The sequence below is a fragment of the Gordoniibacillus kamchatkensis genome, assembly GCF_000829455.1.
Classification (GTDB): Bacteria; Bacillota; Bacilli; order Paenibacillales; family NBRC-103111; genus Gordoniibacillus; species Gordoniibacillus kamchatkensis.
The window spans coordinates 207,009-232,899 of the sequence record NZ_JXAK01000002.1; the positions used below are offsets into that span (position 1 = coordinate 207,009).

Here is a 25,891-nt window from a genome sequence, read left to right on the forward strand (position 1 = left end):
TATTTCGAAACACCTTCATTCTAAAAGAAGTTATGGCAATATGTAATGCACGGAATTATCATAGACATATACATAATTTCAAACAAATTTGGGGGCGTTGCGATGCAAGGCAGAGGCTTCGAATACCGTCCTGCGGCCGTATCGCATGTGTATTGGCGGCAAAAGCGGGAGTTTCAGCTGCCGTCCGACACGTATGCCGATTGGGTGCTGTTTGCGGTGACAGCGGGTCGGTTCCGCTACAAGATCGGCGAAGCAGAAGGGGAGGCAGGGTTCGGCGACGCCGTCTTCTGCCCCCCGCACGTTCCGTTCGAACGCCAGGTCGTCGATCCGGTTTCGTTTCATTTCTATACGTTTCGGTGGCGCGCTGCAGACGAACTACTACACCGGGGCACCGACGCGCAGGAACCGCGCCCGTGCGGAGGCGTCGCTTTCGCCGACCATGAGCGGTTGTCATCGACATACGCCTACTTGCAGCAAGCCCAGCATTTCGAAGTGGGACAGCGCATCGCTTCGGTTGAGGCGCTGTTCTGCGATTTATGGCACCAGCTTTGCCTCGAAGGGGCGCTGGCGCGCCGGCCGGAAACAAAGCGCGTGCCGGACGAAGCGATGGCCGAGGCGGCCCGGTGGATTCGCAAGCACGCTTTCGAGGCGCTGCGGCTGAAGGAATACGCGGCGTCGGCGAAGCTAAGCCCGGTGCAGCTGACGAGACGTTTTCGCAGCGCATGGGGGCAAACGCCGATGGAATACGTCACTTCGCTGCGGCTGGAGAAGGCGAAGACGCTTTTGCTGGAAACGCGCCTGACGCTCGACGACATCGCCGCCGAATGCGGGTACGAGAACGGCTTCTACTTGAGCCGCATGTTCATGAAAAAGCTGCGCGTGAGCCCGTCTCAGTACCGCAGCCTGCATAGGCTGTAAACTTGGCAAGCAGCGCTGGTGCGGCATAAGCAAGAGGTGCAGCTTAAAACCATCGTTGCTTAACTGATACGGTCTAGTCTCCTGACCGGCTGCTGTTGCTGGAAAACGTCCCTTTAATATGGCCTACATTCTTGAATTGAGGCGCGTTAGCTGGAAAACCTCATGTTAAATCGCCCGTTTCTCCTGAGTTCCGAGGACCTCGTTTGAATTAGCAGTACATTTTCCATGCAATTGAATTGAAACTCTAGAAACAGAATGATTAGCGGGAGGAATTCATTCCAGATAACCTAATATCGGGACTTCTTCCATGGACTGCTCGTTTCGGGCAACAACTTATATATAAAACGCAAGCACGATTGTAGGGATAAAAAAGCAAATTCACTGCATATTTCGCCAGCGGAGAACATGATACAATAATATTTTGAAAGCGCGTACATTACCGGTGGGCGAAGCGCGATGATGCGGAGGAGGGTCTTAAGTGAATGGCGAAACGTTGACCGTACTCGTTGTCGACGACGAGCTCCCGCTCCGGCAGGAGCTGCGTCTGTTTCCGTGGGAGGAGAAAGGATTCGAGCTGGTAGGCGAAGCGGCGAACGGGGAAGAGGCGCTCGCATTTTGCCGCAATTTCCCTCCGGACATCGTCATTACCGATATAACGATGCCGGTTATGGACGGGCTCAGTTTATATCGCCAACTTAAAGAAGAATCGCCTCTGACGCAAGTCGTGCTATTGACTTGCCATTCCGACTTTGCTTATGCGCGGGAAGCGCTCCAGCTCGGCGCCGTCGAATATTTGGTGAAGGTTATGATGGAGGAGCGGGATTTGGAGGCGGCTCTGGCCAAAGCGAAGGAAGCGCACTATCGCGCCAAATCGCTGCGCCGGAAAGAAGCCGAAGAATGCCGGTGGCGGATGTTCGAGGAGCTGCTGCAGTCGGAGCCGGCGGAGGGACAAGAAGGCCGGCTCGCCGATTTTTTCGCGTCCCGTTTTGGCTTGAAGGCTCCTTACAGAATGACCGCACTGCACGTCGAAGCCGGAAAATCGGACCGCCCCCCTGTAAGACGAATGGTCGAAGACGTGCTCACCTCGCTGGAGCAACCGCATCAGCCTTTTGTGTGGCTGCCTTCCAAAGACGGGGTGTATCTGCTGCTGTTCGGACCGGAGGGGCAGCACCCGGCAACGCTGCGCACCCGCTTGGAGTCGGTCGCGGCAGCCGTTAGCGGGAAGCTCGAGAGGAGCGCTTCCTGGTCTGACGCCGTCCGCGTTTACACCGTCGTCAGCGAGCCTGTCCGGGAGCCGGCGGATTTGGCCGACGCGTATCGATTCGTAACGGAGGAGCACCCTCACCGCTTCTACGATCTGGGCGGGAAAGTATTTATCGGCGGCCGGACAGCAGCGGAACCGGTCTCCGAAGAAGCGGTGTCCGAGATGAGCGAGAAGCTGAGGCAGACCAAGGGGGACCGGGCCAGGCTGATCGACTGTTTGCGCGGCGAGCTCCCGAGATGGGCGCTCAAGCATCGGCTGCCGCCGGATATTTTGAAAAGCCTTGTTTTGGATTGGAGACGCCTCTGGACAGGCGCGGGCGCGGGTGCCGAGAAGTCGGGTGGAGAAACGGGCGGAAACGGCTCATTCCATCCTCCGGGCGCGGACGCTGAGCGAAATGACGGCGGCGGTCATCCGCGAAGTGGAAAGCGGAAACGGCCCTAAGGTGTTGGAACGAAGGGAAATCGTACAGTCCAAAGCGTTCATCGAAGCCAACTTGCACAAATCGCTCAGCCTGTCGCTTGTCGCCGAAGAGGTTGGACTGAGCGCGCATTATTTGAGCCGGCTGTTCCGGGAGGAGACTGGCTGTTCCTTTCACGACTACGTCACGCAAACAAGAATCAAGCGCGCCGTCCATTTGCTGCGAACGACTTCGATGCGCGTGTACGAGGTGGCAAATGCGGTCGGCATGCCGAGCTACCGGTACTTCAGCGCAACGTTCCGCGAGCACACCGGTGCGTCGCCGACGGAATACAAAAGGGGGTAACCGCCATGCTGCGCTGGGTCAATCGCTGGAGCATGGCCACCAAGCAGTTCCTGCTCCTCTTTCTCGTCACGTTCACTCTATTCGCCTTTCTGGCCGCCAACAACTACAGCCGCGCCGCAGACCTGTTCAAGCGGCAAATCGTCGACGACGCGCAGCTGCTTATCGCCCGCACGAATCAATTCCTGGACACTTATCTGGACAACGGGCAAAACATCCTGCTCCTGCTTTCTTCCAACATCGATTTGCTGAAATCGAGCGACAACAAGACGGTGGAGGACTTTCTGCGGTCTGTCGCCGAGAATAACAGCACGACGGTCAAGACGGTATATATCATGCGCTCCGACGGCCGAGTGTTCAGCAATTCGCAGGTGTTCTACGAGGTGCTGGGCAATCCGATGCTGACGCAGCTGTACGCCATGGCCCAAAACAATATGTACTCGATCGTGAGCCAGCCTTACCGGTCCCCGCAATCCGGCGATACGGTGGCGATCGCCAGCCCCATTTTTGATAAGCAAAGACAACGGGTCGGCGTCGCGTCGTGGAGCTGAATTTGGAGAAGCTGACCGCCAAGCTGGCCGAGCTGACGCAGCAAAATCAAACGTTCGTGCTGCTGTCCGACAAAAACGAGCTGGTGCTGTACGACAAAAACACGGAGCTGCTGCCGAGCAAAAAGCACTCGTATCTGACGGAGCTCCCGGAGCAGTTCGTGAGCTACCTCGGCGAGCTTCCGATCGGCAAAGGCCAGGCGGACGGACCGAAGGGGCGGCTGGCCGTCATGAAATCGGGGCAAAACCGGCTCGGCTGGTCGCTCATTTTTTTCATTAAAGAAAGCTATTTTTATCAAAATATCGCCACCTTGTACAGCAATTATCAGAACGTCGCCGTCGTCATGCTGGCCGTGCTGCTGCTTGCGGCGTTCGCAATGTCGAGGCTGATGACGCACCCGATCCGGATGCTGGCGACGCGCATGGACCGCGTCCGCGATATGGCGGTCGTGCCGAGCTTGCCGGTGCGCCGGGACGACGAGATCGGACGGCTGACCCGCAGCTTTAACGCCATGATGGAGCGAATTCGCGATCTGCTGGTGGAAACGAAAACGATGGAAGCGCGCAAAAAGGAGCTGGAGCTGAAAATGCTACAAAGCCAGATCGCGCCCCATTTCTTGTACAATACGCTGGCGTGCATCGGAAGCTTGGCCCGGCAGCACCGTAGCGACGAAGTGAAGGAAACGATACGAGCGCTGGTGGGAGTGCTGAAATTCAGCTTTGACAAAACGACGGAATTCGTCAGCGCCGAGGAAGAGCTGGAAGGATTGCAGCAATATTTGAAAATCCAGCAAACGCGTTACGGCGATACGTTCGCCTTCTCCTCGCGCATCGAGCCTGCGGTGAATAGCTGCGCGATCCTCAAGCTGACGCTGCAGCCGATCGTGGAAAACGCGATTTTCCACGGCATTGCGCCGTCCGGCCGGCGCGGGCGCATTACGTTGCGGGGTGAAGTGCGGCGCGGCTTGCTCCGGTTCGTCATCCGCGACAACGGCGTCGGCATGGACCGTGAGCGGCTGAGCCAAGTGCTGCAGGGCGGCGCCTCCGCAATGCCGAAGGAGCGTTTTACCGGCATCGGGCTGCATAACGTGCATGAGCGCATTCGGCTGCACTTCGGAGAGGAGTACGGCGTCAAAGTGCGGAGCGTCAAAAATGCCGGCACCGTCGTCGTCATCGAGCTGCCGGCCATTGCCCACGACCGCTCCGGCGCAGACCGGGGAGAGGAACGGATGCATTCTCATGCTTAGGAGATGTGCCGGACGGCAAGGGCTGCGCTGCGGGCCCGAAAATGAACCACCGGCCTATCATCCCGAGCGGATGGAACGCGGCTTTAAAAGTCGTCTCTCAGGCGGAGCGGAGGATGGGAATGTAGGCCTTGGAGCGGAACGTGCGCCTTTGAACTCGTGTTCCCACTATGTTTTCCAATTCGAGGGAACACGAGTGTGGGCGAAGCCGGAGACTCACATTCTTAGGTCCGCAGCGCAGCCCTACTTTCTCAGACAGCCTGCATCTCCTGGTTCATTTCCAGCCTTCACTCCGCATGTATCCTCCAAACCCATTCCCAGTTGCAAGCTGAGGTCCTATTTTGACAAAAACGCTGCATAGTGCAGCGCTTGCCATACCGGTATAATGCAATCACATGAAAGCGCAACCATTACACGCCGGCTGCCGGCGAACGAGGTGACACATAATGGAGCAACCGATCGGCATAGCGGACACCGCCGTCGCCCGCGCGTCCCGACGAACGGCGAGGCCGCCGCGCGGCTGGAAGTACGTATGGCAGTTCAGGGCGATGTACATGATGCTCCTGCCGGGCGTGGCGTTCTATCTTTTGTTCAGGTACGTTCCCATGTACGGGATCATTATCGCCTTCAAAGACTTCAACATGGCCAGCGGCATTATGGGCAGCCCGTGGGCGCAGCCTTGGGACAAACATTTTGCCCAGTTCTTTCAGTCGCCGTACTTTGCCCAGCTGCTGACGAATACGTTCCTGATCAGCTTGTACAAGCTCGTATTCGGCGCGCTGCCGCCGATCCTGTTCGCCATCGTGCTGAACGAATGCCGCGTGCGCTGGTTCAAATCGCTCATTCAGACGCTGACGTACATGCCGCATTTTCTGTCGTGGGTTATCATTTACGGCATTTTGCTGGCGCTTTTGTCGCAAAGCTCCGGTCTCGTCAATCATTGGATAACGGAAGCCGGGGGGAAGGCGATTCCTTTCCTGACGTCGACCGACTACTTCCGCTCGCTGCTCGTCGGCTCGGAAGTGTGGCAAAATCTCGGCTGGGGCGCGATCATTTATTTGGCGGCGATGGCAGGCATCGACCCGACGCTGTACGAAGCGGCCAAAGTAGATGGAGCGGGGCGGCTGCGCATGATTTGGCACATTACGCTGCCCGGCATACGGAGCGTGATCGTCATGCTGCTCATTTTGCGGCTCGGGCACATTTTGGATGCGGGCTTCGAGCAAATCTACATCATGTACAACATCCAGGTGTATCCGGTGGCGGATATTCTCGACACTTGGGTTTTCCGCACCGGACTGCAGCAGCTCAATTTCAGCCTGGCTGCGGCGGTGGGGCTGTTCAAGGCGGCGATCGGCCTGGTGCTGGTGCTGATCTCCAATCGAATCGCCAAAAGGTGGGGGGACGGAATATGGTGAGAAGCGCCGAAGATCGCATTGTGGGCGCGGTTACGGTCGTGATTTTGGCTCTGTGCGGCGCGGCTGTCGTCTTTCCGCTGCTGTACGTCGTCTCCGTCTCCGTTACGCCGATCGGCGAAGTGCTGAAGAACGGCGGCTTCATTTTGCTGCCGAGGGAAATTACGTTTGCCGCTTATGCGAAGCTGCTAGGCGATTCCGGCATCCCGCGGGCGCTCGCCGTTACCGTCTATATTACGATTGTCGGGACTTTGCTGAATATCGCCGTTACGGCGTTGATGGCATACCCGCTAAGCCGCAAAAAGCTGCCCGGCCGCAGCGCTTTCCTGCTGATGGTCGTGTTCACGCTGCTGTTTAGCGGCGGCATCATTCCGACCTATCTTGTCGTCAAATCCGTCGGCTTGCTGAATTCGCTATGGGCGCTCATTTTTCCGAACCTGGTATGGAGCTTCAACGTCCTCATCGTCAAAAGCTTTTTCGAGCAGCTGCCGGAGGAGCTGTTCGAATCGGCCCGCATCGACGGCGCCCGCGAATTCCGGGTGCTGTGGCAAATCGCGCTGCCGCTCTCGGTGCCGGTGATGCTGACCGTTTCGCTGTTTTACGCCGTCGGGCATTGGAACGAATTTTTCCAGGCGATCATGTACGTGACGGACAGGACGCTCTTCCCGCTTCAGGTCATTGTCCGGGAAATATTGATTCAGTCCCAGCAGCCTTTGGAAAACGCCGACAATTTGACGCCGACCGAGACGCTGCAAATGGCGTCGGTCGTCATGGCGAGCTTGCCGATCATTGCCGTGTATCCGTTTATCCAGAAACATTTTACGAAGGGCATGCTGCTCGGTTCCATCAAAGGTTGAAGCGGCCAAAGCTTCGTTGACCTGCAGGGACGAAGACTTGGTCCGTATCAATACATCACCACATTACGCCAAGAAAGAAGGGGTTAAGCCGATGAAGCGAGTCCCACACCTGGTCCGCATCTGCCGTCTCGCTTCTTGTTGCCGGCACGATACTCGCGGCCGCAGGGTGCGCCAGCAACGGCAGCAGCGGGAGCTCTGGCGCCGCAGCAGGCACTGACGCCAAAACGGCGCCGGGCGCAGCGAGCGCACCCGCCAAGCCGGTCAAGCTCGACATTATCGAGAACGCCAACGGCCTGCCTTCGCCGGACAAAGACTTCATCAAGCAAGAGCTCGATAAAGCGCTGAATACCGATATTAATCTGACCGCCTATGCCGCCGCCGACGACTACAAAAATCAATTGAACGTCCGCGTCGCCTCCGGCAATTTCCCCGATCTGTTCGGCGTCGACAAGGCGCAGCTGAAGCAGTTCGGGGAGCAAGGCTTGCTGCTGGATCTGACACCGTATTTGGATAAGGAATTAAAGCAGGTGAAGGAATTTATAGGGGCCGACAGCTTGAAGAAGGGGACGGTCAACGGGAAAATTTACGCTATCGCCAAGGCGCCGCAAATCCCTTACAACACGTACTGGGTGCGCAAAGACTGGCTCGATAAGCTGAACCTGCAGCCGCCAACGACGTTCGACGAATTGCTGAACGTATCCAAGGCTTTTGCCGAGCAGGACCCCGACGGCAACGGCAAAAAGGATACGTTCGGCCTCACCGGCGGCAAGCTGGCGGCGTTCGCCCCGATCTTCGGCGGCTTCGGCGTCGGCAATCCGGGCGAGTTTTACATCAAGGACGGCAAAATCGTCAATTCCCTCTACGATCCGGGAATGAAGGATGCCTTGGCGTACATCGCCAAGTTTATCGCCAGCGGTTCGGTCGATCCCGAGCTTATGGCCAACAACGGGCTGCAGCATCAGGAAAAGGCGATCAAAGGGCAAGCAGGAATTATATGGATCGATTGGCCGAATTTGACGAAGGACCAATTCGTGGAGCAGATCAAGAAAGTGAATCCGAATGCGAATTGGCTGCAATTGGCCCCGCCTAAAGGACCTGTCGCCCAAAACGACGGTTCGTGGGATATCGGCACCGCGCCCGGTCTGTTCGTCATTCCGAAATCTTTGGAGAAAGATAAAGCGAAGCTGCAAAAAGTGTTTGATCTGCTGAATTACGTCTCTGCCACGGAAGGGTCCCGTCTCGTCCAATTCGGCGTCAAAGGGCGGCATTACAACCTCGAGGGCGACAAAGTCGTTCCGACGGACCTGATGGGCAAGGAAGCCGGCTACACGTGGCTGTACCAGTTCACCGGCCGCCCCGAGCAAGCTTATCTGTCCGTCAAATTCGCGCCGCAAAGCAAATATATCGAGTTCGCTAACAAGCAGCCGCGCATTCAGGCGCTGAACGGCTTCCTCACTTATCCGGAAGGCTTCAACGCCGCGGATGCGAACCGCTTCATCGAAGAAGAGATGACCAAATTCGTCTATAACAAGCGGCCGCTCGGCGAATACGACGCGTTCCTCAAAAGGCTGGAATCGTCGATGAACTACAAAGTATTTTTGGATTCCGCCGTTAAGCAGCTCCAGGCGCTGGGTTACGGCAAATAATAGCGGCGGGAAGCGCCGCAGAAAGGAGCCGGTCTGCATGAGCTCTGCAGCTCTCGATATTCGTTCGCTGACGCAGCAATTCCATGAGCAAGGTTATCTAATCGTGAGAAACATGCTTTCGGCAGAGAAGGTAGCGGAAGTCAATCAAGCGGTCGATCGCATTTTGGAGGAGGAGCCGGAGTCGCTCTCATACAATATTTACAACAGTGTGGAGCGGGACCCCGCCATCCTGTCCCTGATCGATCATCCCGAGCTGCTGCCGCTGATGGTCAATTTGCTCGGCCACAACATTCAGCTGCACATCTCGCATTTGACCGTGCGCAAGCCGAATCCGGACAATGCGAAGACGGCCACCAGCAGCTTCATCAATTGGCATCAGGACGGCCCTCATCCGGAATTCCCCGCGATCGGCGGATTGACGGCTACGTACTACATCAAAATCTGCTACATCCTGAGCGATATGTCCGAGCCGAACCGGGGCAACACCAAAGTCATTCCCGGCAGCCATTTGATCCCGGATTTCAAGCCGGTTCAGACCGATGTGGACGTCCCCTTGGAGGGAGAAGTGCAAATTTGCGGCAAACCCGGCGACGTGTTCATTTTCGGCCAAAACTTGTGGCACGCCGGGGCGCCGAACCGCTCGCAGTTCACGAGGCGGCAGCTGTTCATCGGGTATAGCCCGATTTGGATGCGGCCGATCGACTACCATCAGGCTTCGCCGGCGCTGTTGGCCGGGGCGGACCCTGTCCGGCGGCAGCTGCTCGGGGACATTAGCCCGAATCGCTTCAAATATTACGTGCCCGACGACGACATGGTGCCGCTGAAGGCGATGCGGCTCTCCGCGCAGGAAGGCGACAATCCGTACCGGTCGTAAGCGCGGCTTGGGGCAGGGATGATCAGCGATTGCATTGTGGAAGGGAGGGACCTTCTATGATAACTGTGGGACGGACGTTCTCGAAGGCGGAGTACGAGGACCAAGGATTTTGCGGGCCTGTGCAGGGCTTAAGCCTGGCCGAGGCGGATGAGGCTTACGGCCGATTTTCGAGACATTGGGACAGTCCAAGTACGAGCCGAAGGCGACCGGCGCCAATTTGTCCGCATGGCATCACCGGCACCGCTGGGCGTACGATCTTGCCACTCATCCGAGCATCGTCGAAGCGATGAAGCAAATATTGGGCGATGACCTCGTGCTGTGGGCGATGCATTTCTGGTACAAGGAGCCGGGCAATTCGAAGTTTATACCGTGGCATCAAGATATCAACTATTGGCCGATGGAACCGGCGATCAACGCGACGGCTTGGGTAACGCTCGGCTTCTCCATCCAGGAGAACGGCTGTCTTAAGCTCATTCCGGGGACGCACCGGGAGAAGGTGGAGCACGTCTCGGTAGGGGATGCCAAAAGCGCTTTTGCTGAAGGGCTGTCGGAGGAACAGGTGGATGAGTCGAAAGCGGTTTGATGGAGATGTCGCCGGGGCAGGCCGTCTTCTTCAACGAAGCGATTTTTCACGGTTCTGAGAGCAATAGATCCCATATTCCGCGCGTCGCTTTCTCCGTTCGCTACACGACGCCGGAAGTCAAATTCAAGATCGGCGAATGGGAAGGGGATAAAGAGAGAATCAAAACGTTCCTCGTCCATGGCAACGACGGCTTTCATTACAACGATGCGATTCGCGGAACGCCGCCCCGCGCGTGAAGCGTTTCCGGCGGGCATGATTGGGTTAGCGAGATAGGAATCAAGGTGGCGGTCAAGAACGTTATTTTTCGTTCTGGGCCGCCGTTTTGCTTGTTGCGTGAGTGCTGCCAATGCTGGGACGTCTCCGCTTCGATAAACGCGGCTTGTCTGGAATGGCAGGCGCGAGAAGGGAGCGTTTATTGGAAGTGTTTCGCGGGAGGGGGGCGCTTGCAGGGGTGTGAAAAGCAATAACAGATGCAGATTTGTGGGTGGAGCGCCTCTGCGGCATCTGCAGTTGCTGTTGGAGCACTTGCAGCGGGTGTTTTGCGGAAAGGGGTGCTTGCAGTTGCGCGAAGAGCAATTACAGGCGCAGTTTTGCGGGTGGACCGCCACATTTATTCAGCAGGGAAGGTTGATAGCGGTCATGCGCTTGTCTATACTAAATTATAGTTGAACAACAAGACGAACGGCTCGGCAACATATTCCGTGCTCTGGACGCACCGGTGTCGGCGAGAGACGGTCCGGCGGCTTGCCGGTATGAGCTCGCGGCAAGCGAAATGGCGGCGCCGTTCTCCATGTCATTGGCGGCTGCGTCCACGCGCATCAATTCAATCTGGAAGGAGAGGGATTATGGCAATATCGGATGAAGTTCAGGCGCTCTATCGGCAGCTATTGGAGGCGTGGAACAACCGCAGCGCGCGCGGCATGGCCGACTTGTTCGCAGAGGAGGGTGAGATGATCGGCTATGACGGGAGTCAAGCTTTTGGCCCAGATGAAATCTACTCGCATCTCCATCCCATTTTTGAGCACCATCCTACCGCTGCCTTTGTCAGCAAAGTGAAGCAGGTGCGCGTTCTAAGCGCCGAGATTGCGGTTTTGCGGGCTGTTGCAGGAATGGTGCCGCCCGGAAAATCGGACATCAACCCGCAAGTCAACACGCATCACACTCTTGTTGCGACGAATAACGAGGGCACATGGCGTATTGAGCTGTTTCAGAATACCCCGGCTCAGTTTCACGGAAGGCCTGAGTTAGTCGAACAAATGACGGAAGAGTTAAGGGAGCTGATTCGGTAGCTCCGGAGGCCTCGGCAGCCCGGAAGAGCCGGATGCCGCTATTCCAGAAAACGCTGTCTCAGCCCGGGCGCCGGCACCATGCACGCGTCGCTGCGCCCGAACCAGCGGTAGCGGCGCTTCGCGACGAACGAATAGACGGCGTCACGAAGCGGCCGCGGCACAGCGATGCCGGCGTACAGCAGCGGCCACGGCCCGCGCAGCTTGCGCACGAGGCGGAGCGCAGCAGTCGAGCGGGTATATGCGCAGCTGCTTTCGACGAGCACGAATGTGTCCATGCTGTCTGCCGGCAGCCCGAACCGGCGCAGCAGCGCTTGTCCGGCCGCCGACTGCAGCGGCGCGAAGAGGAGCCGGGCATGCGGATCGCGCGCATAGACGAAGCGCACGATAAAGCTGCACATCGGGCATACGCCGTCGAACAAAACGATCGCTTCGCCCCCCGGCTGCCGCGCAGTCGGCACGGGCCCATCCGCTGGCGCGCGGACAGGCCCGTTATCCTGCTCGTTGACGGTGTTCGTCATGGGGATCGCCCCCTTCGGCTATTCGATGCGGAACTCGCACTCTCCGCGCAAGTAGTATTCCCGCCGCTCGCCCGGACCGAAGCGGATTTTGACCGAGTCCGGCGAATATTTCTCGATAATGCCGCCTGCATCGAGCAGCACGTAGCTGTCGTCGGCGGTGCGGCCCCAGACCGACACTTTGCGCTGCAGCAGAGCGGCGGCGAAAAGCTCCATGTCCGACGATAAGGTTTTGGAGGAGGACACTCCGATCACCTCGAATCCATGTTCGTATTTTACGATTTCGACGTGCGCGGGGCAAATCCCTCCTTGTCACAATTAATTCATAATGATGGATATCTTCTACTTGAATTGGCAAAGGCAAGGGAAACTTTGCATGGAGCATCCCCTAACCGGCAATCGGTTAGGGGATGCCTTTTGCGCTTGGGGCCGGCTTGCCGCCGCCACGGCGCGCCATGAACCGCAGCCGCGGTTCCGGCAGTGAGCCTGCGGCGCCCGGCGTCATCGCCGGCCTAGCGCCGCGGGCGCCCGTAGCCGCGCCGCTTGCTGCTGTTGTAGCGCTTCCGGCCCGCGTTCTTTTTGCCGCGTCTGGGGTACGCCGCCGGAGCGCGGGCGCTGCCTGCATTTTTCGTCGCGGCTTTGCCGGCGAAGGAGCCGAACAGCAGCTTCAGCATAGGGGCCATTTGCTGGAAGCTGGACACCATTTTCTGCACTTGCCCATCGTTCCGATGATGCCGTCGATACCGCCCATTCTGTCGACAAACGATTTGATCTGGCCCAAGTTGAAGTTGCCGAGCAAGCTGCCGACTCCTCCAGCCCCGCCAGCCCCGCCTGCGCCGCCAGCCCCGCCGCCGGACACAGCCGGCAAATTGGCGCTGCCGCCCGGCCGGATCAGCTCGCCGTACGGATTGCCGCCGAGCCCGGGGTACTCGTCGCCGAAAAAGCCGCCCTGCGGGGCTCCGCCGGGCCCGCCGCCGAAGCTGCGCGGCTGGATGTCGTAAGGATAACTGCTGTTGCTATTTTCAGTCACAGGGAATTCACCCATTTCCTTTTTTTCCTACATCCTATGTGGTAGGCAAATGGTTGGTATGGACGAATGCCCGGTGGAGCGGGCAAAAGAGGAGTGGAGTGTCACCATCGCCGGCGGCGGTGGGGAGAGGGTAGCCGATAATCGTATATCTGGCCTGGCCTAGCGAAGGTGCTCCGACAAGCCAGGCTTGCCCTCTGGCAGAGTGATTGGCACACTTTCGTCAGCATGCCAGCCTCTGCTAACTGGAAAAGGCACCGTTAATGAGAAGATTATGAGCACGCGCAGAGAATTAACTGGAAACTCTGCCCTTAATGTTCCGTCTGCTCCCTGAAATCCGGTATAATGCTGATATTTGCTGGAGGTTTTCCGTCTAAATAGACCGCGTATGGCTGGATGGGCAAAATTAACGGGAGGTTTTCCTGCTACCCGAGAAGGCGGAGGATGGGAATGTGGGCTTTGGAGCTACAAGTTTTACTCGCTTCGTAAGCATCAGCCTTTGAACTCGTGTTCCAACCTCGCTTTTCGACTGGAACACGAGTGCGGGCGAAGCCGGAGACTCACATTCCCAATCCGCAGTGCAGCCCTACTTTCTCGGGCAGCCTAAGGTTTTCCGTCTAAATAGACCGCGTCTCGCCGAATTAGCGGGATGTCTTCCTGCAAACCGAAAATATACAGTACTAGAAAGTATCTCCACCGACACCCGGCGCCCTCATTGTAACGAAGGCGAGCATGCGCGGGAGTCCTCGCTGTACATAACTTACTGCTGCCCGCCAGCGGTTTACCTCGCTAACGCATAAAAATTTTACCGTTACGCAAAGGTAAAGGAAGGATTTTGCGCAAAAGGTGTCGAAACCATAGTACGATTCACAAATCTATCCTACGTAACGTCCGCAAGGAGTGAAGCAAAGTGCAGTTGAAAAAATTGAACGATAAAGCGATCGATCAGCTGTTCGAGGCCATTTTGACGCTTAAGGATTTGGAAGAGTGCTACGTGTTTTTCGACGACTTGTGCACGGTGAACGAGATTCAATCGTTGTCGCAGCGGCTGGAAGTTGCCCGCATGCTGCGCAAAGGCTACACATACAATCAGATTGAAGCGGAGACCGGCGCTTCGACGGCGACGATCTCGCGAGTGAAGCGCTGCCTGAACTACGGCAACGACGGCTACGTCATGACGCTGGACCGACTCGGCCGCTGACGGCGAGACTCGCCTGAACGCCCGGCCGGGTTCCGATTGCCAGGCTGCGGCGTACAAGCAAGCTTACCTCAATCTGGATTGATTTTCCACAGGCACTGCGTTATAATCAAAAATAACTTCATCAAACGGGGGATGTTTTGATGTCCGGATTGGTTCTTAACTAATTGAATTTCATAAGGTTCGTTCCGTCTGCACGGCGATAACCCGCGTTTCATGCGGCTTATTTCTGTACATGCAATCGGAAGGACCGATTAGTTAAGAACATCGGCCATCAACCGCATCGCATTGACTTTGTGCAGCCGTGCTCTTATGCGCGGCTTTTTGTTGTTTTCTCCGCAAGTAAGGGGCTCCTCGCTCTTTTCCTGCGGCGAGACAACAACCGGCACGGGCAAAATGGGCTCGGCTCACGAGGTCAATCTCCCCGAAAAGGGCAGAAGATGGACTGTTATGTCCATGTTCTGCCCTTTTTTGTTTCCCAAAAAATTGATGAAGTTTGGAGCGTACGCAACCATAATGATGAACTATATCGAGCAAGTCGGCGCCAATGTGCGCCTTGAAGAAGGCCTCGAGGCCAGAGAGCAGCTGCTGTTGGCATGTTATTTCCAGCCGGGTATTTCGACCAAGGAACTGGCGCGGAAAACCATTTTGCCCGTTCCCGTCGCCGCCGCGATCAAAAAAGAGCTCGTCCGGGCAGGCGCACTGCGGCAAGACATCGGCGTCAGCTGCACGCCCGAAGGCATCGCCTACGTCGAACAAGGATGGGGTTACGAAGGCTTGGACAAGGAACTGTATTTGAAGCTGCTGGCGAACGGCGACAGCTGGAGAACCGAACTGGCGGACGTTTTGCTGCGGCTGAGCGAAATGTTCCGGACGCGGCCGCAGGCGAATGTGCAAATCGACCAAGCCAAATGTACGGCGGAAACGAGTCTGAAGCGGGCGGTTCTAGGTTTGCGCCGTCACGCGCTGATCGGCAAGCGCACCCTGTGCGTCGGCGACGACGACCTGGTCAGCGTCTCCCTCGGACTCCTGCTCCGGCGTCTATATCCGAACGCGGCTATCCGCCGGACTCAAATCGACGTTGTCGATATCGACGACCGGTTTCTTGCAGGCATTCGCGACATTGCCGAGCGGGAAAAGCTGCCGATCGCATGCCGCCGCTGCGATTTACGGGAACCTATGCCCGTCGAGCTGCGCGGCAAGTACGATGTTTTCTATACCGATCCGCCTTATACGCTGCAGGGGATGAGTCTTTTTGTATCGCGGGGACTTACCGCCTTGAAGAACAAAAAGGGGCTGCCGATATTTCTGTCGTTCGCCCATAAATCGCCTGATTTTACAGTAGCCCTGCAGCGCGAGTTGGTGCGCATGGGACTTATGGCGGGCGAAGTGATCCCTCAATTTAACGAATACGAAGGCGCGGAAACGATCGGCAACCGCAGCCAGATGATCGTTTTGAAAACGACGGAACGAACTACTCCCTCCATTACCGGCACGTTCGAAGATCCGCTTTATACCGGCGAGGTCAAACGGACCTTGCGCACGTATCGTTGCAAGCGGTGCGGCGTATCGATATCGGTCGGACAGCAAGGCGATCACGTTACCATCGAGGAGCTGAAAAACCGGGGCTGCCGCCGCTGCGGGAACGATACGTTCGATGTCACGGACAAAAAGAACGTCTGACAACCGAAGCGCTCCCGCTTCGCAGCAAATTGGCAACGAATCAAGACGATCCGGTTGACTTTCCGCAGCGCATCCGCTAGCATAAGCTTGATTGAGAGGAGGGAGTGCACGTGCCGGAGCGGAAATACGGCGTGCTCGTCATCAGTCACGGATCGCGCAGCGAAGAATGGGTGCGGCTCGTCGACGAAGCGGTGGCCGAGGTGCGTGCGCCCGGTGGCATTCCCATCGTTTCGTCGTTTCTCGAGATCGTGGAGGGACGGCTCATACAAGACGGCATCGCCGCGCTCGAAAACGAAGGCGTCACCGATCTGCTCGTCGTGCCGCTCTTCGTTTCCTCCGGAAGCACGCATTTGGACGAGATCGGCTTTGCGCTCGGCGTCATCCCGCAACCGCTGCTGCCAACCGAAATGACGCCGTTCGAACGCACCGCCCGCGTCCATATGGCGGCTCCGATCGACGACGACCCGGTCGTCGCCGAGCTCGTCTACGACAAAGTGCGCGAGCTGAGCCGCGAGCCGCAGCGCGAAGTGCTGCTGCTCGTCGGCCACGGCAGCGCCGAGCGCGGCTTCCACCAGCGTTGGCAGCGCGGACTTAAGCGGCTGGCGGAGCGCGTCAGGCTGATCGGCGGCTTCGCTGCGGCCGACACGGCGATGCTGCTGCCGGATCAGACGGCGCGAAAGCTGCGCCGGTGGCAGGAGCGGCGACAGGACTATGCGATCGTCGCGGCACCGCTTTTTCTAAGCGAAGGCTATTTCACCCAAACGGTCGTTCCGCAAAGGCTGGAAGGCCGACATCATAATGTGCGGTATAACGGCAGGGCGCTCCTGCCAAGTCCGCTCGTGTCGCGTTGGATGGAACGTCAGATCGAACGGACGCAGCGGCTGGCGCAGGAGCAAGCTGCCGCACCGAAGCCGGAAGAGAGGAGGAATGCAGCACGTGGCTACCAAAGTCAAACGAGCGAGACTCATCTACAATCCGACATCGGGCCGTGAAGAAATGCGCAAAAGGCTGCACGACGTCCTGGCCCGCCTCGAACGGGGCGGCCTGGAGACGTCGACGCACGCCACGATCGGCGAAAGCGATGCTACGCTGGCAGCGGCGGAAGCCGTCGAGCGCGGCTTCGACGTCGTCATTGCGGCGGGCGGGGACGGGACGCTGTACGAGGTCATCAACGGTCTCGCGGAGAAGGAAAACCGGCCGACGCTCGGCATTTTGCCGCTTGGTACGACGAACGATTTTGCCCGGGCCCTGGCGATTCCCCGCAACCTGGATGCGGCGTGCGACCTGATCGTCAAAGGCTTCACCCGCGACATCGACGTTGGCAAAGTGAACTCGCGCTACTTCATTAATATCGGCGGCGGCGGGTCGCTTACCGAGCTGACGTACGAGGTGCCGAGCAAGCTGAAGACGATGATCGGCCAGCTCGCATATTATATGAAAGGCCTCGAAAAACTGCCCCGCCTGCGCCCGATCGAGCTGCTCATGAAATCGCCAGAAATCGAGCTGCACGAAGAAGTGATGATGTTCCTCGTCACCAACAGCAACTCCGTCGGCGGCTTCGAGCGGCTCGCGCCGGAAGCGAGCTTGAACGACGGCCTGCTCGACGTCCTCGTGCTGAAGCGGTGCAATCTGGCGGAGTTCATCCGCCTCGTTACCCTCGCCCTGCGCGGCGAGCATCTGAACGACTCGAACGTGATCTATTTCCAAACGAATCGCCTCGAGGTCAGCTCGCCCGACTACGTGCAGCTCAACCTCGACGGCGAGTTCGGCGGCACGCTCCCGTGCGTGTTCAGCAGCCTGAAGTCGCACCTGAACATTATCGTCGACGAGTCGGGCCAATCGAAGTACCGCAGGCGGGCGGGAGTGCTCAGCAATGCGTTTAAGCTGGATAAGCTGGATTTGTAAAATGCAGCCCGTTCGCGCCTGGGATGGCGCCAGCGGGCTTTTGACGTTCGATTACGTCTCCGGAAAGGAAGAGTGAAACGATGGACAAGCCGATTAGCGGGAAAGACGAGAAAAGGCTGATCGAATCACTGGACAAAGCCGAAGAGATGCACCGCCGAATGGAAATGAAGGAAGAGGAGAAACGGTGGGCGGATATCGACTTGTCGCTCGCCTTGGGTGCAGGATTGGAGAGGCTGACAAAGGATGAATTGTCGGCGATCAGGTCGAACCTGGGTATTCGGGGCGCAAGCACGCTGAAGAAGCAAGAGTTGATCGGCGCGTTGGAGAAGCATATCCCGGAGGCGCTCCCTTATTTGCTGAGCCGAATGGACGAGACCCGGTACAAAATCTTGAAGCAGATCGCCGATCGCGGCGGACATGCATTCGTGCAGTTGGAGCCGTATCAGCTGAGTTATTTTCGCAAACGGGGATTATTATTCACGGGAACTTTCAAAGGTAAACGTACCTTGGTCATGTCGCAGGAAGTGCTCGCCAGCTTCGGCCGGATCGATCCCGCGTCTATGCGCGAAAAGATACGCAGAAATACGGAATGGATCAAGCTGACGCACGGGATGTTGTATTACTATGGCACGCTCGATCTGGAACATTTGGAAAGCATGCTCGCACAGCATACCGGTGAGAAGCCGGATCTATACGCTTATATGGTCGTTATGGAAGAAGCCGAAAAGTTCTATCAACTCATCCATCACGATAACGAAAGATACTCGCATGCCGATGTTTTCGATATCGCCCGATTGAAGAGGGAGCAGGCGATGAGATCCAGCCTGCCCTTTTATCCGTTCACCAAGGGGCAATTGCTCCGCGCGGGCGAGTCGGGTTTTGCGGATCGGAACCCGAGCTACCGGGCTTTTGTCGATTTCATCGCGCGCACTTACGATATTTCGCGGAACGAGGCAGACGACCTGGTGGAAGAGTGCGAGTACGCGATTCAATGCGGAGACATGCCGGGCGATGTGCTGACTTTGCTGCAAGAACAATTGGAAATGGACGATCTAAAGACGGTCGAGGCCTTCATGGAACATATCGTCGCGCTTCATAACAACACTAAACAATGGATTCTTAAGGGATACGCTCCTTACGAGATTTCGGCTGAACGTAACAGAACTGCAGCGCCGCCGTCTCCTGCCGAGGGGAACGTGATCGATTTCGCAACGAGAAAAACAGTAGGCCGTAACGATCCATGCCCATGCGGCAGCGGCTTGAAGTATAAGAAATGCTGCGGCAAATGAACGTACGGCGTGTCAGGCCCGTTCTCGCCATCTTGGCGAGGCAGGCTTTTTTGGCGTTCATTGACTTTCGGTTTTCGTTTCGATAGCATGGGGAACAGAACTTACCTTGACGTACGGAGATTGAACAACTTATGGCAAAACCGACCAAACGCAACAAACGCAATTCCAAGCATCATGGCGAAAATGCTCCGCGCCCCGCAGCCGCTCGCCCGCGCGCAACGGGGCAATCGGTTTCCGCCGGCGGAGGCGATTCCGCCAGGGGCGGTGCGCCCGCAGGTGGTGGCGGCGCTTCCGGAGGCGGTGGCACGCCTCTGCGACGTGGTAGAGGGCGTGCTGTCGACAATAACGTTATTTCGAATGGCGAAAGCAACCGTGCATCGGGCATTGGTGAGTTTCCGCGTGGAGCAAGTAACCGTGCTGGCAACGGCGTCGTGACTTCGTGGGACAAAAGCAGACGGACAGGTGAGAGTGTGTCTCAGCGTAATGAAAATGTCCGGACTACCGGCGAAGGCAAGTCCTCACGATCCCAAAACCGACGTGCTGATGCCGGCCGCCGCCCGGCTAAAGTCGCAGCCACTCGCAATCCTCTCGTCGTGCGGGACCGGCGCGGCCACCGTTCTTTTGATGGTGCCGCCCGTGGCTCTGAGTCGGCTTCTTCGGCTCCCGCTGCGCTCCCCGTCGCCGTCGGCCATGATTATGAAGCCGAGATTATCGGCATCGGGCACAATGGGGAAGGGGTCGGCCGCGTGAACGGCTTCACCCTGTTCGTCCCCGGTGCTGCCGGGGGAACGTTCACTCGTCCGCGTCGAACACCTGAAGAAGCAGTACGCTTCGCCAAGCTGCTGCAAGTGCTGGCCCCCAGCCCCGACCGCGTCTTGCCGCCGTGCGGCATCTACGACGCTTGCGGCGGCTGCCAGCTCCAGCATCTCGACTACGCCGCCCAACTGCGCGTGAAACGCCAGATTGTCCTCGACAATCTGGAGCGCATCGGCAAGCTGCGCGTGGCAGGGGAGGGGACGGATGCTGCGCCGGGTGGAGCGGATGGAAGGGTTGTTGGAGAAGGAGAGGTACGGGGCGTTTCGGATGAGGCAGTCGTGGTGGAAGGCGCCGCGGATGGCGATGCCGTTGCGAGCAGAGTTGAGGCTGTTGCGGGAATTAAGGCCGGCAGCGCCGCCGAGGAGGAATCCAATGAGGACGGGAAGGTCATAGAGTCTGCTTCTGTCGATCTGGCTTCTTCCACTGAAGGTGAAGCTGGTACTGTTAATGCTGGCCGTGTCGTTGTGCACCCGACCATCGGCATGGTGGAGCCATGGCGTTACCGAAACAAGGTACAGGTGCCGATCGGCGAGGAGGAGGGCGGCCTCGTCGGCGGCTTTTATGCGCAAGGCACTCATCGGATTGTAAATATGGACGAGTGTTTGATTCAGCACAACGAGGGCGACCGCGTTGTTGAGGTTGTGAAGCGGATCGGCCGGGAACTGGGCGTCAGTGCGTACCGAGAGAACACGCACACCGGGCTACTGCGCCACGTTGTGGTCAAGGTCGGCTTCCGCACTGGCGAAGTGATGGTCGTGCTCGTGACCAACGGCGAGGAGATTCCGCGCGAAGACGAGTGGGTCGCACGCATCCGGGAGGCCGTGCCTGGCGTGGCAAGCATATGCCAGAACGTGAACACGGCGCGGACGAACGTAATTTTCGGGGATCGGACGATCGTGTTGTGGGGCCGTGAGGTCATTTACGATTATATCGGGGATATCCGTTTCGCCATCTCGCCGAGGTCGTTTTTTCAGGTCAATCCGGTGCAGACCGAGCGCTTTACGGCAAGGCGCTCGAGTATGCGGCGCTAACGGGGCGCGAGACGGTTATCGATGCGTACTGCGGGATCGGGACAATTTCGCTGTTTTTGGCGCAGCGGGCGCGGAAAGTGTATGGCGTGGAGATTGTGCCCGAGGCGATTGATGATGCCCGCTTAAACGCTGAGTTGAACGGGATTGTGAATGTCGAATTTGCTGTTGGCAAGGCCGAGGACGTCCTGCCCGAGTGGCAGCAGGCGGGAGTAGTCCCTGACGTGGTCGTGGTGGACCCGCCGCGCAAAGGGTGCGACGCATCGCTTCTGGAGACGCTGCTGGAGCTGAAGCCGCGGCGTGTGGTGTACGTCTCATGCAACCCCTCGACGTTGGCCCGGGATCTGCGGGTGCTTGAGGATGGGGGGTACAGGACAGTAGAGGTGCAACCGGTGGATATGTTTCCGCATACGGTGCATGTGGAGTGCGTAATAGGAATGCAACGAATCGATACGTAGAAATCCTTTGTTTTCAACACTTTGCGCGATTTATGACTTTTACGGCGGACGGTAGTGACTTCAAAAATAAGGTGTTGAAAGACAAAATTGGTGTTTCCGTCGTCTTGGACATGGATTTGGACGTCGGGTGCGTAGATATGTTGAAACAATAAGTTTACAAGGGTATTTGTAACTTGGAGGAGTTGTGACATGAGCATTACACCAGAAGAAAAAAAGTATTTGGTTGAGCAAATAGAGAACCTAACAAGCCCACGCCCTCTTTTTTACCTAAAGTTCTGTAGTTGCGAAAAGTTTGCGCAAGATGTGTGTAACGGGGATTTGTATGGAAACACAGCAGAGTATTTTAGGCGAAGAGAAATTGAAACTGGCGAACGTGGACAGGGTGACCAATTCGAGCTGCTGTTATCCATACAAACTGAAAATATTACGGTTATTGACAGCGAAACAGGGAATGTGGTTTTTACTGCTCCCAAGGGCGTACTTAAGACACAGTTTAAGGAAGATGATCTGATACCGATTGTCTCATTTGTTGGGATACCTCTTGGCGACATGGAGATTATTGATGCCGATGAAACACATGCTGATTTCAAATTTCCATTCACGGATGACGAATATAAAACAATGACAGAACGTTTTGGCGAATATTGTGTTATACTTGGAGCCAGAGAAGTAGAAGCGAGGATTGCCGCATATTGTAATCACTTTGGATGCGATTATATCTTTGATAAAGTTGAATATTGCAATCAAAATAGAATCGATAGAATGCAAGCTTTCAATAAAAGCGCAAAAGAACGCTTTCTGTACAAGAACTCATATTTAGACTACCAGAGGGAATACCGGCTAGCTGTGGGAATAGAAATGCCAGAAGACCACTTCATTAGAATAGGTAAGTTGAGCACTGCCAAAGTAATAAAGTCGGATGAGTTGAAAAACTTGATGATCTCAATCAGCTATTCTTCCTACCCAAGGAAGATTATTAGGGATAATTACACTAAGGATACAAGATATAACAAGGAACCCTAGATTGAAAATATATGATTATTCAAGAGAACGTCCCTCCATCTTGAGAGCGGCGTTCTCTTTTCATATAGATATTTTTCGAGAAAGCCGATTGTCTGAACTTGAATGTTCAGCACAATCGGCTTTTTGCTTGAAAGGAGAAGTGTAAGATGACCAAGGTGATCGCCCTCGCCAATCAGAAAGGCGGCGTGGGCAAGACCACAACGGCGGTCAACCTGGGGATCGGATTGGCAGCCGATGGGAAAAAGGTTTTACTGGTCGATGCGGACGCGCAAGGCAACCTGACGGATTCGTTAGGGTTCCACGAACCGGATAATCTGTCGGTATCTTTGGCCACATTGCTGGCGAAAACGATGCTGGAAGAATCCTATGAAGCGCGGGAAGGTATTTTGCATCACCATGAAGGCGTTGACCTGATGCCAGGCAATATTGAATTGTCCGCTGTTGAGGTATCGCTCGTCAACACGATGAGCAGAGAAACGATTTTACGTTCGTACATCGACTCCGTTAAAACCGATTACGATTACGTGCTGATCGATTGCATGCCGAGTTTGGGCATGTTGACCATCAACGCGTTGGCGGCAGCGGACAGCGTCATTATTCCCGTACAGGCGCATTATTTGCCGGCCAAGGGAATGACCCAACTGTTGCAAACCATTGCCCGTGTGCGCAGGCAGATTAATCCGAAGTTGGTTTTGGACGGCGTGCTGCTCACGATGGTAGACAGCCGGACGAAATTTGCCAAAGACATTTCCTTTGTTCTTCGGCGCGACTACGGCGACAAGCTGCGCGTGTTCAACACCGAAATTCCCTTATCCGTTCGAGCGGCGGAAACGAGCGCCAAGGGAAAAAGCATTTATGCTCATGACCCCAATGGTCAAACGGCAAAAGCGTATGCCGCCTTTACGAAGGAGGTGCAGAGCATTGGCAGCGAAAGACGACATGCGCGCCAGCATCAAACTGACCACAGTCGCTGATTTATTCTCCACCGAGGAGAGCCGCGCCGATGAAAAGCGGGAAAAAGTGTTGGACATCCCTTTATCTGAAGTCAGCGATTTTCCCGGCCACCCGTTCAAGGTGAAGGCGGATGAAGCGATGCTGGAAATGGCGGACAGCGTAAAGCAATACGGCGTTCTTGTTCCCGGCCTGGTTCGTCCGAAGGCGGACGGCGGCTATGAAATGGTAGCCGGACATCGTCGTAAAAAAGCGAGCGAATTGGCAGGCAGAGAAACGATGCCCTGCATCGTCCGCGAACTGGACGACGATCAGGCGACGATCATTATGGTGGACAGCAACCTGCAACGGGAAAATATTGCGCCAAGCGAGAAAGCATTCGCCTATAAGATGAAGTTGGAGGCGATGAAAAGACAGGCGGGCAGACCGAGTAAAGAAAATTCTACCCAAGTTGGGCAGGATTTACGAGGCAAATATTCAGTTGAAATTTTGGCAGATCAGACAGGCGAAAGCCGCAATCAAATCCAGCGCTATATCCGCCTTACCGAATTGACCCCCTCCATTCTCGAAATGGTGGACGATAAGCGAATCGCCTTCAATCCGGCCGTGGAGCTTTCTTACTTGGCCGAAGAAGAACAGAAAGCCCTGTACGAAACGATGCAGTCCGAGGACTGCACGCCTTCGCTGGCGCAGGCGCAGCGCATGAAAAGACTGAGCCAGGACGGGCGGCTTAACGTGGATGTCATCTTCTCGATTCTCACGGAGGAGAAGCCGAACCAGAAAGAAAAGATGACCATTCGGCGCGAGCGGATCGACCGTTTCTTCCCGAGGGACTTTACCGAAAAGCAAAAGGAAGACCTGATCGTACAACTACTGGAAAGCTGGTATAAAAAACGGCAACGGGAACAGGAACGTTAACCCGTATCTGAAACATATCGATCCTGTTCGGCAGCACTCTCCCCTAAGACGGAGAGCTTTTTTATGCCCATTTTTGGGGAGGCGATACATGGTGTATTTCACGAAAGGGAGGCGTCGTCAGTATGAGCGCCTGATGCAAGAAAAGCCGGGTTTCAACCGCGTTGAAGTTTTGGAGGATGAGACCGTGGAGCCGCACATGCCAAAAAAGGAATCTCGTGAAACCGGTCAATCAAAACGAAACCGGAGAACGAAGGAAGACCGCAACTATCCAGGAAGTGAGGACGGACGATGGAAGAAATGAAGCGAATGGTGGACAACTACGAAGTCGTTCAGGCCATCTCCATCGGGAAGGTGGAAGTGCTGCTTGGCATAGACGAAACCAATGCCGAACGTCCGTACATGGTTTGTACCTGCACCCGAAACAATTCGTTGGGTGTCGAGCAATTTTACGCGAATGCGGCCGGCGCGGATTATCTTGAGGCCATGCATGACTTTATTTCCCGCGTGCAATGGGAACTGGAGGATCTCAAAGCAGAAAGGGCCAGCGTCAAGGTCCCCCTATCTCCCCTTACCCAAGCCCAATGCCAGCCGATTCGCGAAGACATGCGCATTGACAACCAGGTTGTTGTCATCCGGCCGGAACGGTTGCGACCTGAATATCGCACCGCAGTTAACCAGCTTGTGCTGGCGCTAAGCGGTTTTGGCACCTCTGCCTATTCCCGAGGTCGCGCTGTCTACGTGATCAATCTGTATACCGGTGAGGAGGCTCGCTGGAATCGGGAGGATTTTATGGGTCTAATAAAACCGGTGCATATGCCAGCATGGGCGCAAGAAAAACTGGAGCAGCATCAGGCTGTAACCCAGCAAAAGCCTGAGCGCCGTGACGAGGCCCGGTAAGATGCAATTCAATAGAGAGTAGAAAGGAGACGTGAGCGATGTCGTGGACGTATCGGCACCGCAAGACGCTTATGATCGCCGCGATTGCCGTAAGCATGTGTTTGCTTGTGGCTGCGGCTATTTTTTCTCTGATCAAGCAATCAGAGCAAGAGCAGAAACAGCAGCAAATGAAGGAACAATATGAAAAGCAAATCGAGGAACTGAAAACGATAGAGGAACAATCGCGCAGAAGCGTTTGGACCGTGGCGCGAACCATTCCGGCCGGTGACACCGTGACGGCGGAAGACCTCAAGTCTGTCCCGATGCCCGCGAGTCTGGTGCCATCGGGGGTGATTACCGATCAGAATGCGGTCATCGGCAAAAGCGCCAAAATCGAATTGCAGCCAGGCACGCCGCTGATGCCGTCCATGCTGTATGAGAGCGCGCCGATCCCGAAGGATGTGCGGGTGCAGGAGTTTCATGTCATTCAGCTTCCCACCAATTTGCAAAAGGGACAGTATATTGACGTGCGAATCAACTTTCCGACCGGCGAGGATTTTGTCCTGCTGGCGAAAAAGAAAGCGCGGGAGTTGTCCGGCACTGTCATCTGGCTGGAAATGAATGAACTGGATATATTACGGACTTCAAGCGCGATTATCGACGCGTACTTGCAAGGCGCGCGGCTGTATGCCCTGCCCTACATCGAACCGGGCTTGCAGGAAGCGGCGGCGGTCAATTATCCCGCCAATCCGAAGGTGTTAGACTTGATGGCGCATGATCCGAACCTGCTCGAAAAAGCGACAACC

General features: G+C 56.3%; 28 protein-coding genes and 1 pseudogene. 25 read left to right on the forward strand and 4 right to left on the reverse strand.

The window, feature by feature from the left end; genetic code table 11:
* Positions 1-102 precede the first annotated feature (102 nt).
* The 12 genes from SD70_RS02155 to SD70_RS02210 all read left to right on the forward strand — a co-directional run bounded on the left by SD70_RS02155 (position 103) and on the right by SD70_RS02210 (position 11,398).
* Positions 103-918, forward strand: coding sequence for an AraC family transcriptional regulator (locus SD70_RS02155; protein WP_052486966.1), 816 nt, complete (start codon positions 103-105; stop codon positions 916-918).
* A 478-nt stretch (positions 919-1,396) separates the two neighbouring features.
* Positions 1,397-2,623, forward strand: coding sequence for a response regulator (locus tag SD70_RS32720; RefSeq protein WP_052486967.1), 1,227 nt, complete (start codon positions 1,397-1,399; stop codon positions 2,621-2,623).
* On the forward strand, positions 2,577-2,945 hold the full coding sequence (locus SD70_RS02165) for a helix-turn-helix domain-containing protein (RefSeq protein WP_052486968.1): 369 nt from the start codon (positions 2,577-2,579) through the stop codon (positions 2,943-2,945). The genes SD70_RS32720 and SD70_RS02165 overlap by 47 nt, the downstream gene beginning before the upstream one ends.
* Before the next feature lie 5 nt (positions 2,946-2,950).
* Positions 2,951-3,493 (forward strand): cache domain-containing protein, encoded by a 543-nt coding sequence (locus SD70_RS37440; RefSeq protein WP_231570991.1) that lies wholly within the window; start codon positions 2,951-2,953, stop codon positions 3,491-3,493.
* Complete coding sequence (locus SD70_RS02170; protein WP_231570992.1) at positions 3,484-4,737, forward strand: sensor histidine kinase; 1,254 nt, start codon at positions 3,484-3,486, stop codon at positions 4,735-4,737. Before SD70_RS37440 ends, SD70_RS02170 begins: the two co-directional genes overlap by 10 nt.
* Positions 4,738-5,180: 443 nt before the next feature.
* Positions 5,181-6,152: an ABC transporter permease gene (locus SD70_RS02175; RefSeq protein WP_041045132.1), complete on the forward strand. Its 972-nt coding sequence runs from the start codon at positions 5,181-5,183 to the stop codon at positions 6,150-6,152.
* Positions 6,146-7,006 carry a carbohydrate ABC transporter permease gene (locus SD70_RS02180; RefSeq protein ID WP_041045134.1) on the forward strand — a complete coding sequence of 287 codons (861 nt, stop codon included), beginning with the start codon at positions 6,146-6,148 and terminating at the stop codon, positions 7,004-7,006. The genes SD70_RS02175 and SD70_RS02180 overlap by 7 nt, the downstream gene beginning before the upstream one ends.
* Positions 7,007-7,155: 149 nt before the next feature.
* Positions 7,156-8,652, forward strand: coding sequence for an extracellular solute-binding protein (locus SD70_RS02190; protein WP_052486969.1), 1,497 nt, complete (start codon positions 7,156-7,158; stop codon positions 8,650-8,652).
* 37 nt (positions 8,653-8,689) lie between these two features.
* On the forward strand, positions 8,690-9,526 hold the full coding sequence (locus SD70_RS02195; protein WP_041045138.1) for a phytanoyl-CoA dioxygenase family protein: 837 nt from the start codon (positions 8,690-8,692) through the stop codon (positions 9,524-9,526).
* Between the two features lie 175 nt (positions 9,527-9,701).
* Positions 9,702-10,109 (forward strand): phytanoyl-CoA dioxygenase family protein, encoded by a 408-nt coding sequence (locus SD70_RS39080; protein WP_041045140.1) that lies wholly within the window; start codon positions 9,702-9,704, stop codon positions 10,107-10,109.
* Positions 10,109-10,345: a phytanoyl-CoA dioxygenase family protein gene (locus SD70_RS39085; RefSeq protein WP_041045142.1), complete on the forward strand. Its 237-nt coding sequence runs from the start codon at positions 10,109-10,111 to the stop codon at positions 10,343-10,345. Before SD70_RS39080 ends, SD70_RS39085 begins: the two co-directional genes overlap by 1 nt.
* Before the next feature lie 609 nt (positions 10,346-10,954).
* Entirely contained in the window at positions 10,955-11,398 is a 444-nt protein-coding gene (locus SD70_RS02210) for an SgcJ/EcaC family oxidoreductase (RefSeq protein WP_041045144.1), read from the forward strand.
* A 38-nt stretch (positions 11,399-11,436) separates the two neighbouring features.
* Here SD70_RS02210 and SD70_RS02215 read toward each other — a convergent pair whose 3' ends face one another.
* From SD70_RS02215 to SD70_RS39090, 4 genes are all read right to left on the reverse strand, one after another.
* Positions 11,437-11,916, reverse strand: a complete 480-nt coding sequence (locus tag SD70_RS02215) for a thiol-disulfide oxidoreductase DCC family protein (protein ID WP_082053059.1) — start codon at positions 11,914-11,916, stop codon at positions 11,437-11,439.
* An 18-nt stretch (positions 11,917-11,934) separates the two neighbouring features.
* Positions 11,935-12,159, reverse strand: coding sequence for a hypothetical protein (locus tag SD70_RS02220; protein WP_231570993.1), 225 nt, complete (start codon positions 12,157-12,159; stop codon positions 11,935-11,937).
* Positions 12,160-12,425: 266 nt separating this feature from the next.
* Positions 12,426-12,587: a hypothetical protein gene (locus SD70_RS37450; RefSeq protein WP_269432397.1), complete on the reverse strand. Its 162-nt coding sequence runs from the start codon at positions 12,585-12,587 to the stop codon at positions 12,426-12,428.
* A complete protein-coding gene (locus tag SD70_RS39090; RefSeq protein WP_269432398.1) occupies positions 12,581-12,943 on the reverse strand; it encodes a hypothetical protein in 363 nt (120 codons plus the stop codon). Before SD70_RS39090 ends, SD70_RS37450 begins: the two co-directional genes overlap by 7 nt.
* Positions 12,944-13,850: 907 nt before the next feature.
* Between SD70_RS39090 and SD70_RS02230 the strand changes: the two genes are divergently transcribed.
* The 13 genes and pseudogenes from SD70_RS02230 to SD70_RS02295 form a co-directional block, all read left to right on the forward strand.
* Entirely contained in the window at positions 13,851-14,141 is a 291-nt protein-coding gene (locus SD70_RS02230; RefSeq protein ID WP_041045146.1) for a YerC/YecD family TrpR-related protein, read from the forward strand.
* A gap of 513 nt (positions 14,142-14,654) precedes the next feature.
* A complete protein-coding gene (locus tag SD70_RS02235) occupies positions 14,655-15,821 on the forward strand; it encodes a bis-aminopropyl spermidine synthase family protein (RefSeq protein ID WP_041045273.1) in 1,167 nt (388 codons plus the stop codon).
* A gap of 110 nt (positions 15,822-15,931) precedes the next feature.
* The gene (locus SD70_RS02240; RefSeq protein WP_082053062.1) at positions 15,932-16,813 is read left to right on the forward strand and encodes a sirohydrochlorin chelatase; all 882 of its coding nucleotides are present in this window, start codon (positions 15,932-15,934) and stop codon (positions 16,811-16,813) included.
* A gap of 4 nt (positions 16,814-16,817) precedes the next feature.
* Entirely contained in the window at positions 16,818-17,726 is a 909-nt protein-coding gene (locus tag SD70_RS02245) for a diacylglycerol kinase (RefSeq protein WP_231570997.1), read from the forward strand.
* A gap of 80 nt (positions 17,727-17,806) precedes the next feature.
* The gene (locus tag SD70_RS02250; protein WP_052486973.1) at positions 17,807-19,015 is read left to right on the forward strand and encodes an SEC-C metal-binding domain-containing protein; all 1,209 of its coding nucleotides are present in this window, start codon (positions 17,807-17,809) and stop codon (positions 19,013-19,015) included.
* Positions 19,016-19,135: 120 nt separating this feature from the next.
* Positions 19,136-19,450, forward strand: coding sequence for a hypothetical protein (locus tag SD70_RS37460; protein ID WP_041045148.1), 315 nt, complete (start codon positions 19,136-19,138; stop codon positions 19,448-19,450).
* 158 nt (positions 19,451-19,608) lie between these two features.
* Positions 19,609-21,317: pseudogene (gene rlmD, locus SD70_RS32730) on the forward strand (23S rRNA (uracil(1939)-C(5))-methyltransferase RlmD).
* A 189-nt stretch (positions 21,318-21,506) separates the two neighbouring features.
* Positions 21,507-22,340, forward strand: coding sequence for a hypothetical protein (locus tag SD70_RS02270; protein ID WP_041045152.1), 834 nt, complete (start codon positions 21,507-21,509; stop codon positions 22,338-22,340).
* A 146-nt stretch (positions 22,341-22,486) separates the two neighbouring features.
* A complete protein-coding gene (locus SD70_RS02275; RefSeq protein WP_041045153.1) occupies positions 22,487-23,314 on the forward strand; it encodes a ParA family protein in 828 nt (275 codons plus the stop codon).
* Positions 23,262-24,209, forward strand: coding sequence for a ParB/RepB/Spo0J family partition protein (locus tag SD70_RS02280; protein ID WP_449267209.1), 948 nt, complete (start codon positions 23,262-23,264; stop codon positions 24,207-24,209). The genes SD70_RS02275 and SD70_RS02280 overlap by 53 nt, the downstream gene beginning before the upstream one ends.
* 88 nt (positions 24,210-24,297) lie before the next feature.
* Complete coding sequence (locus SD70_RS02285; protein ID WP_041045155.1) at positions 24,298-24,510, forward strand: hypothetical protein; 213 nt, start codon at positions 24,298-24,300, stop codon at positions 24,508-24,510.
* Entirely contained in the window at positions 24,498-25,106 is a 609-nt protein-coding gene (locus tag SD70_RS02290) for a hypothetical protein (RefSeq protein WP_041045157.1), read from the forward strand. Before SD70_RS02285 ends, SD70_RS02290 begins: the two co-directional genes overlap by 13 nt.
* A 38-nt stretch (positions 25,107-25,144) precedes the next feature.
* Positions 25,145-25,891, forward strand: a 747-nt coding sequence (locus SD70_RS02295) for an SAF domain-containing protein (RefSeq protein WP_041045159.1), incomplete at its 3' end; no start/stop codon positions are given.

What these genes read in the sequence shown, in the direction of transcription:
- SD70_RS02210 (WP_041045144.1), top strand. Translation starts at nt 10,955, where the DNA reads ATGGCAATATCGGATGAAGTTCAGGCGCTCTATCGGCAGCTATTGGAG.
- SD70_RS02285 (WP_041045155.1), top strand. Translation starts at nt 24,298, where the DNA reads ATGGTGTATTTCACGAAAGGGAGGCGTCGTCAGTATGAGCGCCTGATG.
- SD70_RS39085 (WP_041045142.1), top strand. Translation starts at nt 10,109, where the DNA reads ATGGAGATGTCGCCGGGGCAGGCCGTCTTCTTCAACGAAGCGATTTTT.
- SD70_RS02250 (WP_052486973.1), top strand. Translation starts at nt 17,807, where the DNA reads ATGGACAAGCCGATTAGCGGGAAAGACGAGAAAAGGCTGATCGAATCA.
- SD70_RS02245 (WP_231570997.1), top strand. Translation starts at nt 16,818, where the DNA reads ATGCGCAAAAGGCTGCACGACGTCCTGGCCCGCCTCGAACGGGGCGGC.
- SD70_RS02290 (WP_041045157.1), top strand. Translation starts at nt 24,498, where the DNA reads ATGGAAGAAATGAAGCGAATGGTGGACAACTACGAAGTCGTTCAGGCC.
- SD70_RS02215 (WP_082053059.1), bottom strand. Translation starts at nt 11,916, where the DNA reads ATGACGAACACCGTCAACGAGCAGGATAACGGGCCTGTCCGCGCGCCA.
- SD70_RS02195 (WP_041045138.1), top strand. Translation starts at nt 8,690, where the DNA reads ATGAGCTCTGCAGCTCTCGATATTCGTTCGCTGACGCAGCAATTCCAT.
- SD70_RS02155 (WP_052486966.1), top strand. Translation starts at nt 103, where the DNA reads ATGCAAGGCAGAGGCTTCGAATACCGTCCTGCGGCCGTATCGCATGTG.
- SD70_RS02175 (WP_041045132.1), top strand. Translation starts at nt 5,181, where the DNA reads ATGGAGCAACCGATCGGCATAGCGGACACCGCCGTCGCCCGCGCGTCC.
- SD70_RS02165 (WP_052486968.1), top strand. Translation starts at nt 2,577, where the DNA reads ATGACGGCGGCGGTCATCCGCGAAGTGGAAAGCGGAAACGGCCCTAAG.
- SD70_RS02275 (WP_041045153.1), top strand. Translation starts at nt 22,487, where the DNA reads ATGACCAAGGTGATCGCCCTCGCCAATCAGAAAGGCGGCGTGGGCAAG.
- SD70_RS02180 (WP_041045134.1), top strand. Translation starts at nt 6,146, where the DNA reads ATGGTGAGAAGCGCCGAAGATCGCATTGTGGGCGCGGTTACGGTCGTG.
- SD70_RS37450 (WP_269432397.1), bottom strand. Translation starts at nt 12,587, where the DNA reads ATGCTGAAGCTGCTGTTCGGCTCCTTCGCCGGCAAAGCCGCGACGAAA.
- SD70_RS37440 (WP_231570991.1), top strand. Translation starts at nt 2,951, where the DNA reads ATGCTGCGCTGGGTCAATCGCTGGAGCATGGCCACCAAGCAGTTCCTG.
- SD70_RS02270 (WP_041045152.1), top strand. Translation starts at nt 21,507, where the DNA reads ATGAGCATTACACCAGAAGAAAAAAAGTATTTGGTTGAGCAAATAGAG.
- SD70_RS02235 (WP_041045273.1), top strand. Translation starts at nt 14,655, where the DNA reads ATGATGAACTATATCGAGCAAGTCGGCGCCAATGTGCGCCTTGAAGAA.